This window comes from Lentilitoribacter sp. EG35 (genome assembly GCF_040784015.1).
Taxonomy (GTDB): Bacteria; Pseudomonadota; Alphaproteobacteria; order Rhizobiales; family Rhizobiaceae; genus Lentilitoribacter.
On the sequence record NZ_JBFNGQ010000002.1, the window covers coordinates 147,753 to 165,749 of the forward strand.

21 protein-coding genes are annotated in these 17,997 nt (G+C 43.9%); 6 read left to right on the plus strand and 15 right to left on the minus strand.

Translation table 11 applies throughout. From position 1 onward, the window contains the following. Positions 1–10: 10 nt before the first annotated feature. The 12 genes from flgH to AB2J24_RS04650 form a co-directional block, all read right to left on the minus strand. The gene (flgH, locus tag AB2J24_RS04595; protein WP_367384618.1) at positions 11–724 is read right to left on the minus strand and encodes a flagellar basal body L-ring protein FlgH; all 714 of its coding nucleotides are present in this window, start codon (positions 722–724) and stop codon (positions 11–13) included. After that, a complete protein-coding gene (locus AB2J24_RS04600) occupies positions 721–1,269 on the minus strand; it encodes a MotE family protein (protein ID WP_367384619.1) in 549 nt (182 codons plus the stop codon). Before AB2J24_RS04600 ends, flgH begins: the two co-directional genes overlap by 4 nt. Continuing rightward, a complete protein-coding gene (locus AB2J24_RS04605; RefSeq protein ID WP_162654182.1) occupies positions 1,269–2,384 on the minus strand; it encodes a flagellar basal body P-ring protein FlgI in 1,116 nt (371 codons plus the stop codon). The genes AB2J24_RS04600 and AB2J24_RS04605 overlap by 1 nt, the downstream gene beginning before the upstream one ends. Continuing rightward, positions 2,381–2,860 (minus strand): flagellar basal body P-ring formation chaperone FlgA, encoded by a 480-nt coding sequence (gene flgA, locus AB2J24_RS04610; RefSeq protein WP_367384620.1) that lies wholly within the window; start codon positions 2,858–2,860, stop codon positions 2,381–2,383. The genes AB2J24_RS04605 and flgA overlap by 4 nt, the downstream gene beginning before the upstream one ends. A 19-nt stretch (positions 2,861–2,879) precedes the next feature. Further along, complete coding sequence (gene flgG / locus AB2J24_RS04615) at positions 2,880–3,668, minus strand: flagellar basal-body rod protein FlgG (RefSeq protein WP_162654184.1); 789 nt, start codon at positions 3,666–3,668, stop codon at positions 2,880–2,882. Positions 3,669–3,677: 9 nt separating this feature from the next. Then, positions 3,678–4,019, minus strand: a complete 342-nt coding sequence (locus tag AB2J24_RS04620; RefSeq protein ID WP_162654185.1) for a flagellar hook-basal body complex protein FliE — start codon at positions 4,017–4,019, stop codon at positions 3,678–3,680. Beyond that, entirely contained in the window at positions 4,019–4,438 is a 420-nt protein-coding gene (gene flgC, locus AB2J24_RS04625; RefSeq protein WP_162654186.1) for a flagellar basal body rod protein FlgC, read from the minus strand. Before flgC ends, AB2J24_RS04620 begins: the two co-directional genes overlap by 1 nt. Positions 4,439–4,440: 2 nt before the next feature. After that, positions 4,441–4,818, minus strand: coding sequence for a flagellar basal body rod protein FlgB (flgB, locus tag AB2J24_RS04630; protein ID WP_162654187.1), 378 nt, complete (start codon positions 4,816–4,818; stop codon positions 4,441–4,443). A gap of 77 nt (positions 4,819–4,895) precedes the next feature. Further along, positions 4,896–5,510: a flagellar protein gene (locus AB2J24_RS04635; protein ID WP_367384621.1), complete on the minus strand. Its 615-nt coding sequence runs from the start codon at positions 5,508–5,510 to the stop codon at positions 4,896–4,898. Then, a complete protein-coding gene (locus AB2J24_RS04640) occupies positions 5,510–6,901 on the minus strand; it encodes a FliI/YscN family ATPase (protein WP_367384622.1) in 1,392 nt (463 codons plus the stop codon). Before AB2J24_RS04640 ends, AB2J24_RS04635 begins: the two co-directional genes overlap by 1 nt. A 44-nt stretch (positions 6,902–6,945) precedes the next feature. Then, a complete protein-coding gene (gene flgF / locus AB2J24_RS04645) occupies positions 6,946–7,671 on the minus strand; it encodes a flagellar basal-body rod protein FlgF (RefSeq protein WP_367384623.1) in 726 nt (241 codons plus the stop codon). After that, positions 7,671–8,471, minus strand: a complete 801-nt coding sequence (locus AB2J24_RS04650) for a DUF1217 domain-containing protein (protein WP_367384624.1) — start codon at positions 8,469–8,471, stop codon at positions 7,671–7,673. The genes flgF and AB2J24_RS04650 overlap by 1 nt, the downstream gene beginning before the upstream one ends. 206 nt (positions 8,472–8,677) lie before the next feature. Here AB2J24_RS04650 and motA point away from each other — a divergent pair, with 206 nt between their 5' ends. The 6 genes from motA to AB2J24_RS04680 all read left to right on the plus strand — a co-directional run bounded on the left by motA (position 8,678) and on the right by AB2J24_RS04680 (position 14,121). Continuing rightward, complete coding sequence (gene motA, locus AB2J24_RS04655) at positions 8,678–9,544, plus strand: flagellar motor stator protein MotA (protein WP_367384625.1); 867 nt, start codon at positions 8,678–8,680, stop codon at positions 9,542–9,544. A gap of 5 nt (positions 9,545–9,549) precedes the next feature. Continuing rightward, positions 9,550–10,590 (plus strand): FliM/FliN family flagellar motor switch protein, encoded by a 1,041-nt coding sequence (locus tag AB2J24_RS04660; protein ID WP_367384626.1) that lies wholly within the window; start codon positions 9,550–9,552, stop codon positions 10,588–10,590. 85 nt (positions 10,591–10,675) lie between these two features. After that, positions 10,676–11,389, plus strand: a complete 714-nt coding sequence (gene fliN, locus AB2J24_RS04665) for a flagellar motor switch protein FliN (protein WP_162654193.1) — start codon at positions 10,676–10,678, stop codon at positions 11,387–11,389. Positions 11,390–11,394: 5 nt separating this feature from the next. Then, positions 11,395–12,423: a flagellar motor switch protein FliG gene (locus AB2J24_RS04670; protein ID WP_420883617.1), complete on the plus strand. Its 1,029-nt coding sequence runs from the start codon at positions 11,395–11,397 to the stop codon at positions 12,421–12,423. A gap of 50 nt (positions 12,424–12,473) precedes the next feature. Next, positions 12,474–13,541 carry a flagellar biosynthesis protein FlhB gene (gene flhB / locus AB2J24_RS04675; protein WP_367384627.1) on the plus strand — a complete coding sequence of 356 codons (1,068 nt, stop codon included), beginning with the start codon at positions 12,474–12,476 and terminating at the stop codon, positions 13,539–13,541. A gap of 124 nt (positions 13,542–13,665) precedes the next feature. Further along, positions 13,666–14,121: a hypothetical protein gene (locus AB2J24_RS04680; RefSeq protein ID WP_162654195.1), complete on the plus strand. Its 456-nt coding sequence runs from the start codon at positions 13,666–13,668 to the stop codon at positions 14,119–14,121. A gap of 29 nt (positions 14,122–14,150) precedes the next feature. Here the strand turns inward: AB2J24_RS04680 and AB2J24_RS04685 are convergent, their stop codons facing one another. The 3 genes from AB2J24_RS04685 to fliF all read right to left on the minus strand — a co-directional run bounded on the left by AB2J24_RS04685 (position 14,151) and on the right by fliF (position 17,932). Next, positions 14,151–14,894, minus strand: coding sequence for a response regulator transcription factor (locus AB2J24_RS04685; RefSeq protein ID WP_367384628.1), 744 nt, complete (start codon positions 14,892–14,894; stop codon positions 14,151–14,153). 21 nt (positions 14,895–14,915) lie between these two features. After that, a complete protein-coding gene (locus tag AB2J24_RS04690; RefSeq protein WP_162654197.1) occupies positions 14,916–15,572 on the minus strand; it encodes a helix-turn-helix transcriptional regulator in 657 nt (218 codons plus the stop codon). A 632-nt stretch (positions 15,573–16,204) separates the two neighbouring features. After that, positions 16,205–17,932 (minus strand): flagellar basal-body MS-ring/collar protein FliF, encoded by a 1,728-nt coding sequence (gene fliF / locus AB2J24_RS04695; protein WP_162654198.1) that lies wholly within the window; start codon positions 17,930–17,932, stop codon positions 16,205–16,207. Positions 17,933–17,997 lie beyond the last annotated feature (65 nt).

Genomic DNA, 17,997 nt, shown 5'->3' on the forward strand with positions numbered 1-17,997 from the left:
GGCTCTCGTTCTAAAATGGTGTTGTTACGTCAACAATTTGCTGACCAATTGGCGGTTGCTGCACTTCGGTGAGTCGACCACGTCCGCCATATGAAATTCTAGCCTCAGCAATCTTCTCATAAACAATCGTATTATCAGGTGCGATATCTTTCTGTCTTACAATGCCGGCAACATTTAGTATTCGAAGTTCAAAATTAACTCTAACTTCTTGCGACCCGCTGATAATGAGATTCCCGTTCTCCATAATACCGGTGACCACCGCAGCAACGCTAAAGTTCAACCTTTCTGAACGCTTTGTAGAGCCATCGCCTGTTGTTTTCGCATTAGTTCCATAACTTAAATCCGAAGGGCCTCCGGTGATTGAACCAAATGGTGTCTTAACGGAGCCAGCTGCATTGACACCACTTGAATTTTTCCGTGATCTCTCAGACTCATTGCTAAAAGACGCTTTATCGTTAATTGAAATATTAACCGTCAGAATATCGCCAACGGAAACAGCGCGCGTATCTTGAAATAAGGTACTCTTACTATCGCTCCACAAAGAAAATTTGTTGACGCGTTTCGCTGGTTGTTTTGGATAATTCAGTACCTGAGATGTATCGCTATATTTCATACCTGCCCCCACAGGGGACAGCTCCGGAGCTTTACCCAATTCGCGATATTTCTGTGCGCCGCAGCCGCTCAGAAGGATTGCAAGTAAAGTTAAACCGAGAGCACTTCTCATGATTGCGTCTCATTTTTATTCTGATCAACCGTACTTGCAATAATTGTAGCAAGTGTAGCCGCAACTTCCGCATCCATCTCATTGAATATCTGGCTCGATAGTCTAGGGCTTAGTTTCATAATGAGCGCAGCTGCAATGTTCTGATCAATGATCTCCAATTGTTTGGCGGCAGCATCTGGTTTCATTTTTTTAAAAATTTCGACTAAACCAGCTTCAGCCTTTTCCAGAAAGTCATTACGCTTTTTAAGCCATTGCTTATAGTCATCTCGTTGCACCTTAAGTGCGTCTATACGCTTATCGACCTGAGTTTGTAATTTGTGCAATTCTTCGCGTTGCAGAAGATAGCGCTTATCTTTCGCAGCATCAGCGATATTATCACAAAATTTCCGAATATCTTCATTGATGTTAATGTTATCATTACCGTCAATTTGAACAGATTGTGCCTGCGTCCCATTAATTTGGCTCAAGTTCGCAACGACCAATGCCAGGGCAATAGACTTGGGCGAGATCACATGTTTTAGCATATCCACTTTAAATCTCTTCATTATTGCAACACCAATTCTGCCTGCAGAGCGCCCGCTGATTTCATTCCCTGAAGAATGGCAATAATACCATCCGGTTTAACGCCAATCGTATTTAGTCCGGCAACCAATGTTCGCAGGTCCGGTCCGTCTAAAATGGCTACCTGACCGCCATCCACCCCCGCGGTGATGTCAGACAGCGGTTCGACCGCGGTTACACCGTCAGAAAATGGAAGAGGTTGCACAACGGTCGGTGTTTCTGTTACCTGCACCGTTAACGTTCCGTGGCTAACTGCAACACGTGATATCTTCACATTATGGCCAATCACGATCGTCCCTGTACGCTCATTAACAACGACTTTTGCCGGTGAGTCTGTTGAGACAATTAATCCCTCAAGCTCTGACATTAGTCGCGCTAAGTCTTGGTTAGGAAGTTTTGTCACATGAATAGAACTTGAATCCCGCGCCGTTGCAATTCCTTGGCCATATCGATTAAGAGCATACTTATTAATGGTATCGGCAATGCCGACCGCGGTTGAAAAGTCAGGATTTCTAAGCTGAAAAACCAGTTCATTCGTTGACTTGAATTTTGCAGGAATTTCCCGTTCGATAATTGCACCACCCGGTAAGCGACCCGTTGTTGTCACTCCTGATTGAAGCGTAGCCGCGTCAGCTTCGGCAGTAATTCCAGACACAATAACTGAACCTTGTGCCACCGCATAAATTTCACCATCAGCACCTGCAAGTGATGTCATCACCAAAGTACCACCACGCAAAGAAGACGCGTCGCCGAGTGAAGAAACGGTAACGTCAATTCTGGAGCCTAAGCTGGCAAAGGGCGGGAGGGTAGCGGTTACAAGCACTGCAGCAATGTTTTGAGATCGCGTTTGTCCACCTTCTGTCGCAATTCCTAAATTTTGCAACATCGCCCGCAATGATTGTTCCGTAAAAGGAGAATTACGCAGGCTATCTCCGGTTCCCTGTAAACCAACAATAAGACCATAACCAAGTAGCTGATTATCTCGTGCAGATTGAAGCGAGGCGATATCCTTTAGGCGAACATTGGCACCCGCAAATGTCGATTGCATTGTAAATAGTGATAGGACCAAACATGTAAACAGGCGAAACAAAAACATCATTTTGGCATCGCCCTCAATGTACCATTCTGCATGATAATGCCAGAAATAATAATGCCTGAATCTAAATTCCGCGCTTTAATTACCTCGCCCAAACCACCATTCTGTAATGCAATACCCTGAGCGGATATAACCATCTTGTTGTTCGAAAATACAAGCGCAACTTTTTTACCACGCTCGATAAGATAGGCCTCTCGCAGCGCACTTACCGGAATTATTCGCCCGGGAAGAAGCGTCTTTTTCGTTACAAATCCGTCAACTTCGGATATAATTTTTGCATAACCAGGCCGAAGATTTGGATTAATAACATTGACTTCGCGAACCATTGCACGCGAAATTTTCTGACCTGGATATATGATAGATTCTGGAACAACAGCTGTTTGCTGAGCATAAGCGGATGTGACAAGAACAAAGAAGCTTGTTGCAGTTAAACACCATTTTAAAAAATCATTTCTTATAGCTCTAAAGTCAAACATCATGTTTGCCTCCTTTCAGAAATTACCTAAGTGATTGTGTTACCGTGCTTGCCATCTCGTCTGCTGCTTTAATAACCTTAGAGTTCATTTCATATGCCCGTTGCGCTGAAATCAGATCTGTAATCTCTTTCACTGGATCAACATTTGAGGTTTCTAAATAGCCTTGTTGGATATGGGCAAAACCTTCATCGCCCGGTGTTCCCAATATGGGGTTACCTGAAGCTGCGGTCTGACGAAAAAGGTTCTCACCCAACGGCTCGAGGCCTGCTTCGTTGGTAAAGTTTGCAAGCGTTAGCTGTCCGACCTCAGTCAATTCAACATTGGTCCCCTCGCGGGCAAAAACTTGCCCTGAACGCGAAATGATAACTTCGCTGGTATTATCAGGAAATGTAATGCCACCCTCGATCTCATATCCGTCTATGTTAACAAGAACCCCTTCTTCATTTGTGTTAAATGTACCGGCACGAGAGTATAAAGTTTCTCCGGACGGTGTTTCAATTTGAAACATGCCGCGCCCGATGAGCGCAAGATCGAACTTATTTGAAGTTGCAGCTAAACTACCTTGAATGTGAAGATTTCTAACGGCGGCCAACTGCACACCCAACCCTACATGAGCCCCCTCGGGAACAATTGCCTGATTACCTGAATTTGGCACACCTTGTTTTCGTTCAACCTGATAAAGAAGGTCACTAAACTCAGCCCGAGATCTCTTAAAACCCGTCGTATTGATATTGGCGATGTTATTCGCAATAACCTCAAGGTTTATCTGCTGTGCATTCATACCCGTTGCAGCGATAGAAAGAGCCTTCATTACAATATCCTATATTTGCATTCTCGACACATCGAGATATGCGGTTACTATTTTATCTCTAATCGCGATCGCCGTTTGCAACGACCTTTCTGCCGTCATTAGAGCATCTACAACTTCACGTGTTCCAGCTTCACCGGTAACTGCGTCCAACGAAATTTTTTCAGCTTGCTTAATATTACCAACTGTATTTGTCGCTAAACTTGTCATCATTTCACCAAAACCGGGGCCCGTTGGCCCTGCAACTGAACTGGCATTTGCGGCAGAGGCAATTGACGACAGAGATGCCGTCTTAACCGGATCAATATTTTTTCCTGCACTAATTGCTGACATTTGTTGGATGGTTAAATTCATCAGTTTGCTCGCAACAATTCGAGTGTCATGGAAACCAATTCACGTGTTTGCTGGATAGTTTGCAAATTCGCTTCATATGATCTGTTTGTTTCGCGCATATCAGCCAGCTCAATCAGTGGATTAATGTTTGGCATTTTCACCATACCCTCAGCATCAGCTGCCGGGTGGCTTGGATCGAAAGATCTGATAAAGCTAGAATTATCCGTACCCAGCCGACTAATTTGTACCTTTGAAGAACCTGTCACGTTGTCTAGTACAGACATAAAGGAAACTGTTTTTCGGCGAAACGGATCTGCACCAGGTGTATCACCAGTTGATTGTGCGTTTGCAATATTCTCGGAAATAATGCGCAATCGGGTCTCTTGAGCAGCAAGGCCACTCGATGCAATTTTCGAAGATAAAGAGAGAGGGTCAACCATGATTATTTCCTCACCGCAGCAAGCATCATATTATTCATTTTCTTGACAATGCCAGCATTGATTTCATATTGCCGTTTGATCTCGCTACCCTTAGATAATTCATTGGGAAGGCTTACGGTATTGCCTGACGGATGCACACTTATGCCGTTAATCTCAGTACTTTGGGTTGACCCGCGCACATTAGCTTCGTTGATATGACCGGGGTGCGTTGCCGCCATTTTACTGCCGGCAGATTCCAACACTGCGTTAAAAGGTGCTACATCTTTAGCGACATAACCTGACGTATTAGCGTTAGCTATGTTGCCAGCTACGACGGTATGTCGAACCGATAACCACTGGGCTTGCTCAGAAGCCAGTTTAAAAAGCTGAATTGGTTGCATAAGATCATCCTATCAATTCCGTTTACAGAATATTAAAACAATCTTGCGCGGGACTGGTGATCTGCCCTTCGAAGCAACTAGTTTTCGAAAACGCCACCATCAGATGTGATCAACGCCCAACCATTATCTCGTTCTTCTAATGCAGCAAGTTTGCTATTGTCGGGCAGGACGGACCCAACCTGTACCATATAAATTCCAGATGAATCTTCAATAAGCGCTCGTCCATTGACAACATGCAGCAATCGATAGGTTGGCTTGGAAGGAAATGGCTGACCTTGAAGGTTGGGGCCGTTTTTATCTTCCTTTAAACTCGGCTCATCCGGAGTCTCCGGAATAGACGCAGTTGTAATATCATCTGGTGGCAATGGTACATTTTTGATACCCATATCGCGGCCAGGGATTGCTTGCGGAGAGACATTCACGATTGCCCTACCCTGCCAGGTTCCAGGCAGAATACGATCATCCCCATATGCCATTTCCTTGATAGAAAACTTTTCCTGATTTACAAATACGTACCAAGGAAAAAATGCCGATGAAAGAGCAAGGGAAATGCCTGCTACCCCAAGCAAAAAGTCAACATTAAGACGTGCTTTCCTATTTTTCTTGTCTACTTGTTCTTCAACATCGGCAAGCAGGTCCTCTTCAAATTCATTTCCAAACTCATCTTCATAGTCATCATAGAATTCAGACATTATCTCATTCCTGTGCCTTGCCCGATCGCAGGGCTACCTTCGGCCGGTTCATTTGCAAAAGCCGCCGCCTTCATTGCACTGGCCAGCTCTCCGAATGCGTCCTGGCATGAGGGGTCCGATGGAGTCTGCTTCAGATTTTCATAAACAATTGGCACCTGTACGACAGCCATATCCAAATCAGGATCTGTTCCCGGTCGATAGCCGCCTATTAATCTCAAATCCTGAGTTTCTTCATATTTATGGATTAGCGCCTTGATACGATTGGCGAGAACTTCTTCATCACTACTCCAAACCTTGCGTGCCAATCTGGAAATGGAAGCCATTGGGTCAACGGGTGGATAACGTCCAGCATCCGCGAGAGAACGATCAAGAACCAAATGACCGTCCAATATACCGCGAGCGTTATCAGCGATGGGATCATTATGATTATCACCATCAATTAATATTGAAACGATTGCCGTTATGGCGCCTGCATCTTTCCCACCTGGCCCAGCCCTCTCCAGCAATTGCGGCATCGCGGTAAAAACCGATGCCGGATAACCGCGGGCTACAGGAGGCTCGCCCGATGCAACACCAATTTCTCTTAAGGCATGTGCGTACCGTGTTAAACTATCGATGATCAGGAGAACATTCTCACCTCGGTCCCGAAAATATTCAGCTGTAGCCATCGCAGTCAAAGGGGCCATTTTCCGAAGACTTGGGCTTTCATCACTTGTTGCCACAACTACAACTGACTTTGCCAGATTATCGCCCATTGTCTCTTCAATGAACTCACGGACTTCGCGCCCGCGTTCTCCAACAAGGGCAATAACAGCGCGGTCAAAATCTGCGGTCTTGGCAAACATCGAAAGCATGGTGGATTTTCCAACACCTGATCCAGCGAAGATACCCAATCGCTGCCCCTGACAAATCGGCGTAAATATATCAACAACCTTTACCCCCGTTCGAATAGGCGTATTCACTCTATTTCTTTGCATCGAAGGAGGTGCAGCAGACGAAAGTGGAACTTTTTCTGACCCCATCTTTAGTGGCCCCAATCCGTCAATCGGTTCTGCCAGAGAGTTAATTGTACGTCCACACCATGCAAGATCAGGCTGAATTTCAAATCCGCCTTTGCGAAAAACTTTATCGCCGATATGAGCTGGATTATCTGTTTTAAGGGGACAAATTACTACTTCTTCCGGCCCGACATGTACGACCTCGCCTGGATAGAGTTTGCCTGACCGCTCCAAGTCTACAAAATCTCCGAGACCTAAATCACGCGAAAGACCTGCAACTGAATAAGAACCTTGTGAAACAGCAGTAACACGCCCACCGACACGTAAGAGGTTTGAAGCGTCGAATGCGCGGAGCGCATTATCAATCTCGGGCAAAGTCGGTCTTATGGACATTGTAAAAACTCAACTTCATAAGATTTGGTCTTACTCAAACTCATCTAGCGACCACCGCCAAGTGTGCGGATAGCCTCTTTAAATGTCTTGTCGGTATCCCGCATCATTGAAGTACTATTTTCAAAAGCCCGTGAAACCTGAATCAGCTCACTAATCTCAGACAGCGGATTAACATTGGATTTCTCAATATATCCTTGATGAACCCCAACATCCGTCTGATCCACAACGGGTTCAGGAACATTTTTTGAAAGAACGCCAAGTTCAGCAACACGCTGATACCCGGCTGATAGATCAACGGTAAACAATCCAATATTCGCCACGGTTTGCCCGTTTTGTGAAAGTGCACCATTTTGAGTTGCGGTTGGTTCACCTGCTTGACTATCAAGCTGAATAGGTGCGCCGCCAGCATCCAGAACAGGAAATCCATTAACTGTGGTTAATTCTCCCTCTGTTGTCATAGTAAAACGCCCATCGCGCGTTAGCATCGGCCCAGCGGGTCCTTCTACCATAAACCACGCATCACCTTTTACCGCAAAATCAAAGGCATTCCCTGTAGATTGCAGACCACCGCTTTCTGTAGAGAGGAAATCATTCCCCTGACTTACAAAGGATGTTTTTACTTTCCCTACGCCATCTAGAACTTCGCTAAATTTGATCTCAGTTGCACGAAATCCAGTTGTATTCGCATTGGCTATATTGCCTGAAATTGTTGTTAAACGTCGTTCAAGTGCAATTTGCGAAGATAGCGAGACATATAGAGCACTTTGCATTAACGACCACCCAATTTCAGATTATTTATAGACAGCATAAGGTCAGATGAAATTCCAAATCCGGCTGATTGACCAAGCAATGCTGCCGATGACGGATCGCCGTAAGAATTATTAACTTCCCAAAGCGCAGTAAAATCTTCCAGAAATTTGGTTAAACCCTCTGGCGTTTTCAGCTCATCGAAATCCAGTTTATCGAGGATAGCATCTGCTTGACGATCAATATTGGCCGCAGCTGATTCAGGTGGAATACTCAAAGCGGTTCGAATTACTTCGCCTAGCGCATTATCACCTAGAAGAGAAAAAGCTATCGACCTATCTGAGGAACTATCTTCCAAAATTTCGGGAAGCTTTCGCTCAAAGTATAAGGCAAGTCTAACCCCTTGATTGTCATTTCCTGCATTCTCTTCAAGGGTTTGCTGTAGATATTTATCAACTGTACCCTGTTGAGCTTTTGTAAAAATAGTTGCATTGCCTTCATGGGTCTTAAAGTCAAAGGCTTCTGCAAATGCTTTATATCGTGGATCAGTAAATTTATTTGCGAGCGCGTCTTCGTCTTCAGTTCCACCTTCCAAAACCTTACGTATCAAGCCTTTGGCATATGTCATTTCCTCAAGACCATGAGCCTTCATCGCGTAGCTAAACAACCTATCATCAGCCAGAAAGTCTTCAATCGTGTCCACTTTTGAGATATTTTCCAGGTAATATTTCGTTTCTCTTGAGACGACGGGTTCTTCCGAAACTCGTTTAAGAGATGCAGACATATCCCGAGTTATGAGGCGGTAATCAGTTAAGGTCGTCATGTTATATCTCCTGGCCGCTCAGGTGGAACCCACCTAGAACGTTCCTTTAGGCTCGTATAGACAGCATTCTCCAAATTTTCAGTTCCAAAATAGGTAAATTGTCTTGCGCGAAACTGTCCGTTGCACATTCACGATTTTCATATGATTCAGCTTCACACAAGGATCAAAGCGTACGCATGAATGATATTTCAAAGGCGGTAAACAGTATGAATATCATAATCGGCGTCGTGATAACTATCGGCTGTGTCTTAGGCGGCTACATGGCCATGGGTGGCAAATTGGGTGTATTGGTACAGCCATTCGAACTCGTTATTATTGGCGGTGCGGGTATCGGCGGCTTAGTCATGGCTAACCCGACAAAGATAATCAAAGACTGCGGTAAGGCGCTCAAGGAAGCATTTAAGTTCGATGTTCCCACAGCACGTCACTACCTCGATACGCTGGGTTTGCTTTATCAGCTTATGAGAGATCTTCGTACGAAATCTCGGAATGAAATTGAGGCCCATGTTGATAATCCAGAAGAGTCTGAGATATTTATCTCAGCACCCACTGTATTGGCTAACAAGGAACTAACATCCTTTATCTGCGACTATATTCGTTTAATCATTATCGGTAATGCTAGGCCGCACGAAATCGAAGCTCTGATGGATGAAGAGATCAATACTCTTACCCACGACAAAATGCATTCTCAACATTCGCTTGTAACTATGGGTGATGCATTTCCCGCGATTGGGATTGTCGCAGCCGTTTTGGGTATCATTAAAGCGATGGGCGCCATTAATGAACCACCCGATGTCTTGGGTGGGTTGATTGCAGCCGCGCTTGTGGGTACATTTTTAGGGATTTTCTTGTCATATTGCGTTATGCAACCGCTTACACACCAAGTCGAAATTGTACGTACCAAACAACTGCGCCTTTATACCGTTGTTAAACAAACGCTGCTTGCCTACATGAACGGATCCGTTCCGCAAGTAGCGCTGGAACATGGACGCAAAACCATTTCATCCTATGAGCGTCCAACAATTGATGATGTGGAGCAGGAAATGATGAACCCTGGCGGCGGCGGTGAATAAGTAATATGGCTGACGAAGACGTCGCAGACGAGGTAAAAGATGCAGTAGATGGAGAAACCTCCTCTTCTGTAGACCCTGACGCCTCTACTAATTCGGAGCCATCAACAGATGCAAATAGCACGGAACGTTCTGATAATTACGAGCTAGATCCTGAACTTTTGGCGCAAATGATTGGCGAGTTGGGTAATCCGACGATCCTTAAGGAAAAGTGCCACCAGATACTTCTTCCGTTAGCTCAGGTTCTAATGGTTCTCTTTAAAGATAAAAACAATCTCACTCTAGAAGCTAGTGCGGGTAATGTTGTTCAAGGTACGAGAACAGAATTACTTCAAGCAATCGAAGGTGAATACACTTATTGTGAAGCCGAAGTAAAAACCTGGTCGAATGATATCGCTATTTATTGCAATAATGATCTTCTGATTTCTGTCGTAGAATGTTTAATGGGTGGAGATGATCCCGAAAATATTGAAATCATTTCAAGACCATTATCAAATCTGGAATTTGATCTTTCAAAAGTTGTTTTCGAAATTGTTAATGAAGCACTAAAAGCAACAATCACACGTAACCCTACGATCGAGCACAAAGTTGAAACACCCGTCGCTACGATACCGGATATAGAAGACGAGACATATAAAGAATATCATGCTGTAGCATTTTCGCTTAATGTGATCTTTGGTAAACTCACAACGACAATTACAATCATCACACCCCAATCGAAAATCATAAAAACAGATATCAATACAAATGCCGGCAGGCGACGCAAATCCGATGAGCAAAGTGAATGGACTGAGAAGATATCCAAACAGGTATATGCTTCTGATATTAAGCTCCAGGCAAATATTGGGTTAGAACGCTTGCGTTTGAATGATATTGGGCGTCTACAAGTGGGTGATGTATTGCGATTCGCAGATGAAGGAGAGCCAACAGTTGTTCTTCAGGCAAACGGAAAAGACCTCTATAACTGCTCACTGGGGAAAGCTGGAAACCGTTATATGGTTCGTGTGGAAGAGCCTTTTGGCGATGAAGATTGGATGAGTAACTTTTAGTTATGCAAAATGAATTAGTCTGAACATCATTATATTTTGATGTTTCCGAAAGGCCCTGACAAGTTTGGGATGATAAAGATTTAACATGAGTACAGAAAATGCAGAGGAAAATGAGCTTAATATCGATAGCGCGGATTCCGCTGAGTTGGATGATGCGATAGATGGATTGCGTGATGTACTGAAGCAAGATTCGGAGGGCTTGGATTTGTCAAGCAGTGAAGCCAGTGCCGAGCCTGACCTGGGCGCGGACCTGATGGGTGATTTAGATTCCGATTTTGGTGGTGATATCGGCGGTGATTTTGCAGCTGGTGGCGACTTAGGCAGTGATTTCGGCGATATTGGTGGTGATTTAGCAGCAGGCGGTGGTCTTGATGGAGGCCTCGATGGTAGTTTGGGCAATGATCTAGGCGGCGATTTCGGTGGCGCTGGTGATATTGGAAGTGATTTTGGCGGCGATCTAAGTGGCGGTTTAAACACCGGTGATGCCCCGTTGGGGGACTTTGGCGGCGGTACATCGGTTACCGGTGCGACCGGTTCACAAACCCGCGCAGATCTGGTTTTGGATATACCAATCGAAGTACAAGTTGTTCTAGGCACAAGCCGATTACAAGTATCTGAACTAATGGACTTAACTGAAGGTGCAACCATTGGACTTGAGCGCAAAATTGGTGAACCTGTGGAAATAATGGTCAATGGTAAATTAATTGGCCGTGGTGAAATTACTGTTTTGGAAAATGATGATACCAAATTCGGTGTGAAAATGATCGAAGTCATAGGCTCCAAACCTAAATCGGGATAAAAATCGTGGATATTTACGATGATTATGAGCATGATGCTCATGGTTCCAAAGAATTAAGTCAACCAGAAAAAGCGGCGGCTGTTCTGCTTGCAATGGGTAAACCAATTGCGGGAAAACTATTAAAATTCTTTGAGCAAACCGAATTGCAAGTCATCATCGATAAAGCACAAAACCTTCGCCCCATCCCACCTCAAGAGCTTGAGGAACTTGTCACAGAGTTTGAAGAACTCTTTAGCGAAGGCACAGGCCTTATGGACAATGCTAAAGTTATGGAGAGCATCCTCGAAGAAGGCCTTACACCGGATGAAGTTGACGGACTCTTGGGCCGCACAACACAATTCCAAGCCATTACAACAACTATTTGGGATGAGTTGAAAGAAGCTGATCCGAATGCTGTGTATAAATTCCTTGATGCCGAACACCCTCAAACTGTTTCTTATATTTTGACCATGCTTCCATCAGGTTTTGCTGGCAAAATCTTAATGAAAATGTCAGAAGAACGCCGAGTAGATATCATTCACCGAGCTGTTAATATGAAGGATATTAATCCGCGCTTGGCCGAAATTATCGAGCAAAAAGTTCTTGAACTTGTTGAACAGCTCAAAGCAGAAAAAAACTCTACAGGGTCTGTAAAAGTTGCAGATATCATGAACGAGCTGGATAAAAGTGTTGTTGAATCTTTGCTTGGGGCATTGGAAGATGTGAGCGAAGAAACTGCGAACAAAGTCAAACCTAAGATCTTCTTGTTTGATGACATTCTCTTAATGTCAAAGCAAGCACGCGTTACATTATTCAATGACATAAATGGAGACACAATCACCCTGGCTCTACGCGGTGCTATTCCTGAACTTCAAGAGGCTGTGCTTGGTTCAATTGGCGCAAGACAAAGACGTATGATTGAATCTGAACTTGGAAATGGTGATCTCGGCAAACCACAGGAAGTTGCAGTTGCTAGACGCTCCATTACGCAAGAAGCAATACGTCTGGCAGGTGAGGACAAACTGGTATTACGAGAAGACAGCGCAGCTGCCTGATGCTAGTTTACTGAACAAGGGTGATTCTTTTGCAGTAAGCGAGGCTTTTCATGGCCGATAATGAAGACAAAGACTCCAAAACCGAAGACCCCACTCAGAAGAAAATTAGCGATGCCTCCGACAAAGGTAACGTTCCATTTTCCCGCGAAGTTCCTGCTTTTGCATCCGTTCTTGGTGCTCTCTTGTTCATAGTTTTCTTTCTCCCAAGTGGTGTTGTCAGTATTACCAGAGGCCTAAAGGGGATTTTTGAGAAACCGGAAGAGTGGCGCATAGTTGCACCGGAGGATGCGCTTGCCATTTTCAAACATTTGTTTTGGGAAGCGAGCGCCGTTCTCTTACCTGCTTTTGCGATACTTATGATTTTTGGTATTGCAGCTTCGATATTTCAAAATGTACCTCGACCAGTTCTTGATAGAATCCAACCAAAATTCAATCGTCTTTCTATCCCGGCTGGTTTTGGCAGAATTTACAGTAAGAAAGGCATGGTAGAATTCGCGAAATCCATGACTAAAGTGCTGGTCGTATTGCTAATTGTCGCTTTAGTTATGCAATCTGACTATTTGGAAATTCTGCAAACCATGTATGCCGATCCCTCGGCAATTGTCCAGGTCATAACAGATCACGCACGCACTGTGTTTATTATTGTCCTTATCTGTACCGCGGTCATCGCAGTGGTTGACATTTTTTCTACTCGTCATTTTTGGTATGAAGACCTAAGGATGAGTAAGCAAGAAATTAAAGATGAGAATAAGCAGGCTGACGGCGACCCGATGGTTAAAGCACGTCAACGGTCAATTGCAAGAGACCGAGCAAGAAAACGTATGATGTCTGAAATCCCCCGCGCAACGCTTGTTATTGCAAATCCAACTCACTTTGCTGTTGCTCTTAGATATGACGCAGATGGCGAAGGTGCACCAATAGTTGTTGCGAAAGGTCAAGATTTAATTGCTCTTAGAATTCGAGAAATTGCTGAAGAGAGTGGAGTACCTGTTTTTGAAGACCCTCCACTGGCCCGCTCAATGTTTGCGCAAGTCTCGCTTGATAATTTGATTCCACCGGAGTTTTATCAGGCGGTTGCTGAACTAATTCACCGAGTTTACGAAAAATCGCCTCAATAGCGGCCATGATTCTTGCCGTGTAATATGCGAAATGTATTTGATTAACCAGTAAGGCCACAATATCGTCAATTTGAGAGATGCTATTGTAAGCGCCATTGAATCTTCAAAGGATCAAGTAACCAGTATGAAGAAAAGTTCTCTTACCAATAAACATGAAAAAATTGTAGCTCATGCGATTGCACCAATTGCAAAAGAGCTAAGACTCATCGACGTGGCCGATTTAATTGCAATGCTAAAGTACGAAAAACATGGTAGCTTATCTGATCTTGTTACATCAGCTGCGGAGCTATATTTCTTACCAGATACCGTAAAACTAGGATCAGGTGGAGATTATCAGGTAGATTGGGATAACGACCCAAAGATTCTTCTTGATCTTGAAATTTCTTTGAAAACAACAACAGTATACACGCGTCTATCTCTTGAGAAAAATCACTGTAGCATTGAGATCAATCACATCCAGTTTGAACAGGCAATTGATGATCCGGAACTAAGCTCTCACCTTCTTCAAGAGCAGTTTGAGCAAGCCGCTTTTTCAATGCATCGCATTGCTATCAACCATGAGATCGGGAAAATTTTATAATTCATACTCATCAAACCAGTTTTTGGCAATCAGCTAATCAGACCAAGCCGAATTGCTTTGGCAATAGCCTGAATTCTATTGACGCTGTCTAGTTTAGATGTCGCCGAACTTAAATGCGCGTTTACTGTGTGCACAGATAGACCTAACTGTTCGGCGATATCATCACTCGTCATCCCATTGCCAGCAAACTGTAGACACTCCGTTTCCCTGTTATTGATAGAAATAACATCAACTTTTGAAGATAATTCAATTTTCAAAAGTGTTTTAAGAAGAATGAAAGTCTTTTTATGGATGTCCATAAGCATTTCGCGCGAGATTGTGATTGAGGGAGCAAAAAACACCGCAATGCCTGTTTTCCGACCACCAAGATGCACCGGAAAAGCTACGCCATGCATGGATGCGTTCGGCATTGATATCAATTGTGCAGGTCGCGGAACATCTAATTGATGAGCCTCATTACTGTCTTCATGCCAATAAACTGGGCAGGGTGATTTTCTAACATGGCTTGCCAAAATTGGTCCAACAGACTTAATCAAACCCTGTTGTACTTTATCCCGCGTATAGCTTGAATTACCAATGATAATTTTAAGCGGCATCACCGCATTCATTGCACTTGTCGTGGAAGCTATTACAAAGCCTTGAGCGCCCAATCTTCGCTGTAATTCAACAACTTTTGGAAAAAGATCAGCAGATGACGCAGCAGATGTTAGCTCTCGATCGCCGTTCCAATTATCAGCAGAGTGCTCTCTTCTAACCTGTTCATAATTAACCATATTTGCCCCCTCAAGCTATGTTTATATCAATTCGCTTCGCACTGCTTCCGCCACCGCCTCGGCACGCGACTTAGTCGCTGTTTTATTCATAATACTGGTTATGTAATTATTCACAGTGTTTCTCGAGATACCAATTATTAGTGCTATCTCATCACTGGTCTTGCCTTTCGATATCCATGAAAGACACTCCATTTCACGTTCCGTCAGATCATTGTAATGCTGGCTTGCAGTGGAGTGGGTTTCAAACTCAACAACATGATAAGCCGCCGCAAAAACCACGTCGCGCAGTCGGTCATATGAGTATGAAGCATTTTCTTGAAATAAAAATGACAGAACATAATAATTATCACCGCAAGTTAACGGCATAACACACACATTTTTTGAATACCCAACTGGGACTTGTATCCCATTTTCTATGTCTAGAAACTCTGGTTCAAAAACTTGAACTCTTTCTGGAATTTGGCCAACATTGAAATATTCATCTATGATACTTCGACCAAATTCCTTCGCCAAATCATATGGCCAATTTGAACTGACAACGTTATCTTCTGTCGTCCCATAACGTAGCAATAGATATCCGGCAGCACCTACATAGCGGCGAGCAATATCGAGTCCGTTACCTATATATTCAGAATTTGTGCTCTCTTCGAGTTCGTTCAGGAATTGACCACGTGTCATAACTACCACTTGATGCTCATCAATTGTGGAAGTACTCCCGAACATTGCCCTACCTTTGCCTTAACATTCTGTCACCAGTTTAAACCTATCAACACCCACGATAAACCACATTAAGATCAATCCAAAATTACCGATTGCAAACCATCAACACTTCTTGGCATTCATCAAATGCAGTATAAGCCAAACGAATCACTCGCATAACTAGCTTATTCATTGTACAATGAAATTCTATGGTGATTTTCAATACTTTACAAGAATTGTTTTTTGTGAATCATCTATTTGCAGAAAAAACAAACTCTGATTCTTATGAAAAGCTGCTTTGATTTTCTGATCAAAATTGAGTTTTGAGCGATTGTCACCATGTGAAAGTAACATCAAAGACAATAAGACTTTCTTAGAAAGTGCCATTTGTTTGGGCGCACTTACTCATATACTCCATCAAGAGCTGGTGGAGAAGCTGGATGTTAAATTCGCATTGTTACACATTAAGTGAGAGAATTGTAATAATCTGACATCATCATATGGAATGAACAGCGCCTCACCCCATCACGAACATCAAATGTTGATGTGCTTTTTAGTTGAAATCGCTAGTATAAAAATATTTGATGTTGCTATGAGCGTAGACCACGTTATCAGGCTGCATCACCGATTGCCCATTTGCGTAAAACTTTCGCTGCTCTTTCTTCGCTAATCTCAACCATAGAAGATAGTCTTTTTTCCGGGCCGCCTTTTACGCGCCCTGTAAAGCCCATACCTTCTTCAATAACGACACCATCATCGCCACCACCGCCGCCAAATGCTTCATCGGCATCAAAACCAAAATCAGCACCAAAGCCTTCCATAGAAGCACCGGGGGCACCAAGGTCTCCACCTATTCCTGGGGAGAAATCTGGCAATTCCAGACCATCAACATCTCCAAGACTATCCAAAGCATCTCCTCCAGCAGCGGCATCGGATCCAGTTCCACCTGTATTCAAGATTGGTTTTATGCCAAACCAAACAATCAAGAATGCAACAACTATAAACGATATAGCATTAATAATCGTACCTAGTTGCGCAGTTAACATTTCCATAAAGCCGCTGGTGGCAGGTCCGTCAGCAAGAATTTCCTCTGCTAAAAACTCCATTGTCGTTAGTTTGACGATATCACCACGATCAGCATCAAGACCAGCAGCGGTTGTTACAACCTGCTGAAGCTCCGCAATATATGCGGCAACTTGTTCATCTGTTGCGCCCTCGCCCAGCATCGCTTTTACCCGAGTATCGTTGACAACAACCGCAATGGATAGTTTTTCAATCTCATAACTGTTCCGAACAGTCTGAATGACCTTTGAATTAATTTCATAATTCGTCTGCTCTTCTTTACGTTCAGCAAGCTCTTTGGACTGTGGAGTGTTTGCACCGGCAGCGGTAGCCTGATCAGGAATATTTTGCTCTACTGTTGCTGGTGCATCTGAAGATGTCTGACTTGACGACTGATTATCTCTTGTTATCCGTGTAGAACGTTCTACGCGGGATTCCGGATCAAAAACAGTTTCCTGGATCTGCTGGGTATCTGTATTGACCTTAGCCGTTACACTTGAGCGAAAGTTATCTAAACCCAGAAACGGGGAAAGCGCTTTGTCGATATTATTTTCGATCTCATTCTGTAGCATTTGAACAATAGACATAGAACGATTGATATTGCTGTTGGAAAAATCATCACCCGCCGCAAGTAGCTTTCCGGTTGAATCCAAAACAGTAACTTCATCGACGGTCAACCCTGGGACTGACGATGCGACTAGATGCCGAATTGAATCGGCAGAACGTCTTGCAACTGAATTACCGGTTTTTACCATCACAGAAGCCGATGGTTTACGTTCGCCACTTCTGAAGTTTCCACTATCAGCCATGACAATATGAACGCGTGCAGCGTTAATGCCATTAATCTTTTGAATGGTGCGAGCAATCTCACCCTCCAATGCACGGACTCTAGTGACCTCTTGCATAAAACTTGTCAAACCTAAAGAACCGACATTGTCAAACAATTCATATCCAGCGCTAGAACTATTTGGTAGGCCACGTTCGGCTAGAATTGCACGCGCTTGTAAGGCGGTTCCAGCTGGAACAAGCACGCTGGTTCCGTCTGCCCCGACTGTGTAATTGATTTGGGCTTCTGACAAAGCAATACCAATTTGATTGATATCATCTCCGGTCAGCCCGATATAAAGCGATTCAGTGGATGGTTTGTTGAGAAAAAGCCCTGCTGCAATAATAACTGCAATGGCAACCGCCCCTACTGCACCCAGTGCTAGCAATCGGCCTTGGCCTAGTTCGGACAGATTTTTACCAATCTGAGATAATTGATTGAACAGATTCATTCCACAACCACACTTGAGATCTCTTAATGGCTCAATCTAGTGCGCGAAACTTGTGTGAAGGTGTC

Coding starts and splice junctions, on each gene's coding strand:
- flgF (WP_367384623.1), bottom strand. CDS start 7,671: ATGCAAAGTGCTCTATATGTCTCGCTATCTTCGCAAATTGCACTTGAA.
- flgC (WP_162654186.1), bottom strand. CDS start 4,438: ATGGTTGACCCTCTCTCTTTATCTTCGAAAATTGCATCGAGTGGCCTT.
- AB2J24_RS04640 (WP_367384622.1), bottom strand. CDS start 6,901: ATGTCCATAAGACCGACTTTGCCCGAGATTGATAATGCGCTCCGCGCA.
- flgB (WP_162654187.1), bottom strand. CDS start 4,818: ATGCAACCAATTCAGCTTTTTAAACTGGCTTCTGAGCAAGCCCAGTGG.
- fliN (WP_162654193.1), top strand. CDS start 10,676: ATGAGTACAGAAAATGCAGAGGAAAATGAGCTTAATATCGATAGCGCG.
- fliF (WP_162654198.1), bottom strand. CDS start 17,932: ATGAATCTGTTCAATCAATTATCTCAGATTGGTAAAAATCTGTCCGAA.
- flgA (WP_367384620.1), bottom strand. CDS start 2,860: ATGATGTTTGACTTTAGAGCTATAAGAAATGATTTTTTAAAATGGTGT.
- AB2J24_RS04620 (WP_162654185.1), bottom strand. CDS start 4,019: ATGAATTTAACCATCCAACAAATGTCAGCAATTAGTGCAGGAAAAAAT.
- flhB (WP_367384627.1), top strand. CDS start 12,474: ATGGCCGATAATGAAGACAAAGACTCCAAAACCGAAGACCCCACTCAG.
- AB2J24_RS04680 (WP_162654195.1), top strand. CDS start 13,666: ATGAAGAAAAGTTCTCTTACCAATAAACATGAAAAAATTGTAGCTCAT.
- AB2J24_RS04650 (WP_367384624.1), bottom strand. CDS start 8,471: ATGACGACCTTAACTGATTACCGCCTCATAACTCGGGATATGTCTGCA.
- AB2J24_RS04685 (WP_367384628.1), bottom strand. CDS start 14,894: ATGGTTAATTATGAACAGGTTAGAAGAGAGCACTCTGCTGATAATTGG.
- motA (WP_367384625.1), top strand. CDS start 8,678: ATGAATATCATAATCGGCGTCGTGATAACTATCGGCTGTGTCTTAGGC.
- AB2J24_RS04600 (WP_367384619.1), bottom strand. CDS start 1,269: ATGAAGAGATTTAAAGTGGATATGCTAAAACATGTGATCTCGCCCAAG.
- AB2J24_RS04635 (WP_367384621.1), bottom strand. CDS start 5,510: ATGTCTGAATTCTATGATGACTATGAAGATGAGTTTGGAAATGAATTT.
- AB2J24_RS04690 (WP_162654197.1), bottom strand. CDS start 15,572: ATGACACGTGGTCAATTCCTGAACGAACTCGAAGAGAGCACAAATTCT.
- flgG (WP_162654184.1), bottom strand. CDS start 3,668: ATGAAGGCTCTTTCTATCGCTGCAACGGGTATGAATGCACAGCAGATA.
- AB2J24_RS04605 (WP_162654182.1), bottom strand. CDS start 2,384: ATGATGTTTTTGTTTCGCCTGTTTACATGTTTGGTCCTATCACTATTT.
- flgH (WP_367384618.1), bottom strand. CDS start 724: ATGAGAAGTGCTCTCGGTTTAACTTTACTTGCAATCCTTCTGAGCGGC.
- AB2J24_RS04660 (WP_367384626.1), top strand. CDS start 9,550: ATGGCTGACGAAGACGTCGCAGACGAGGTAAAAGATGCAGTAGATGGA.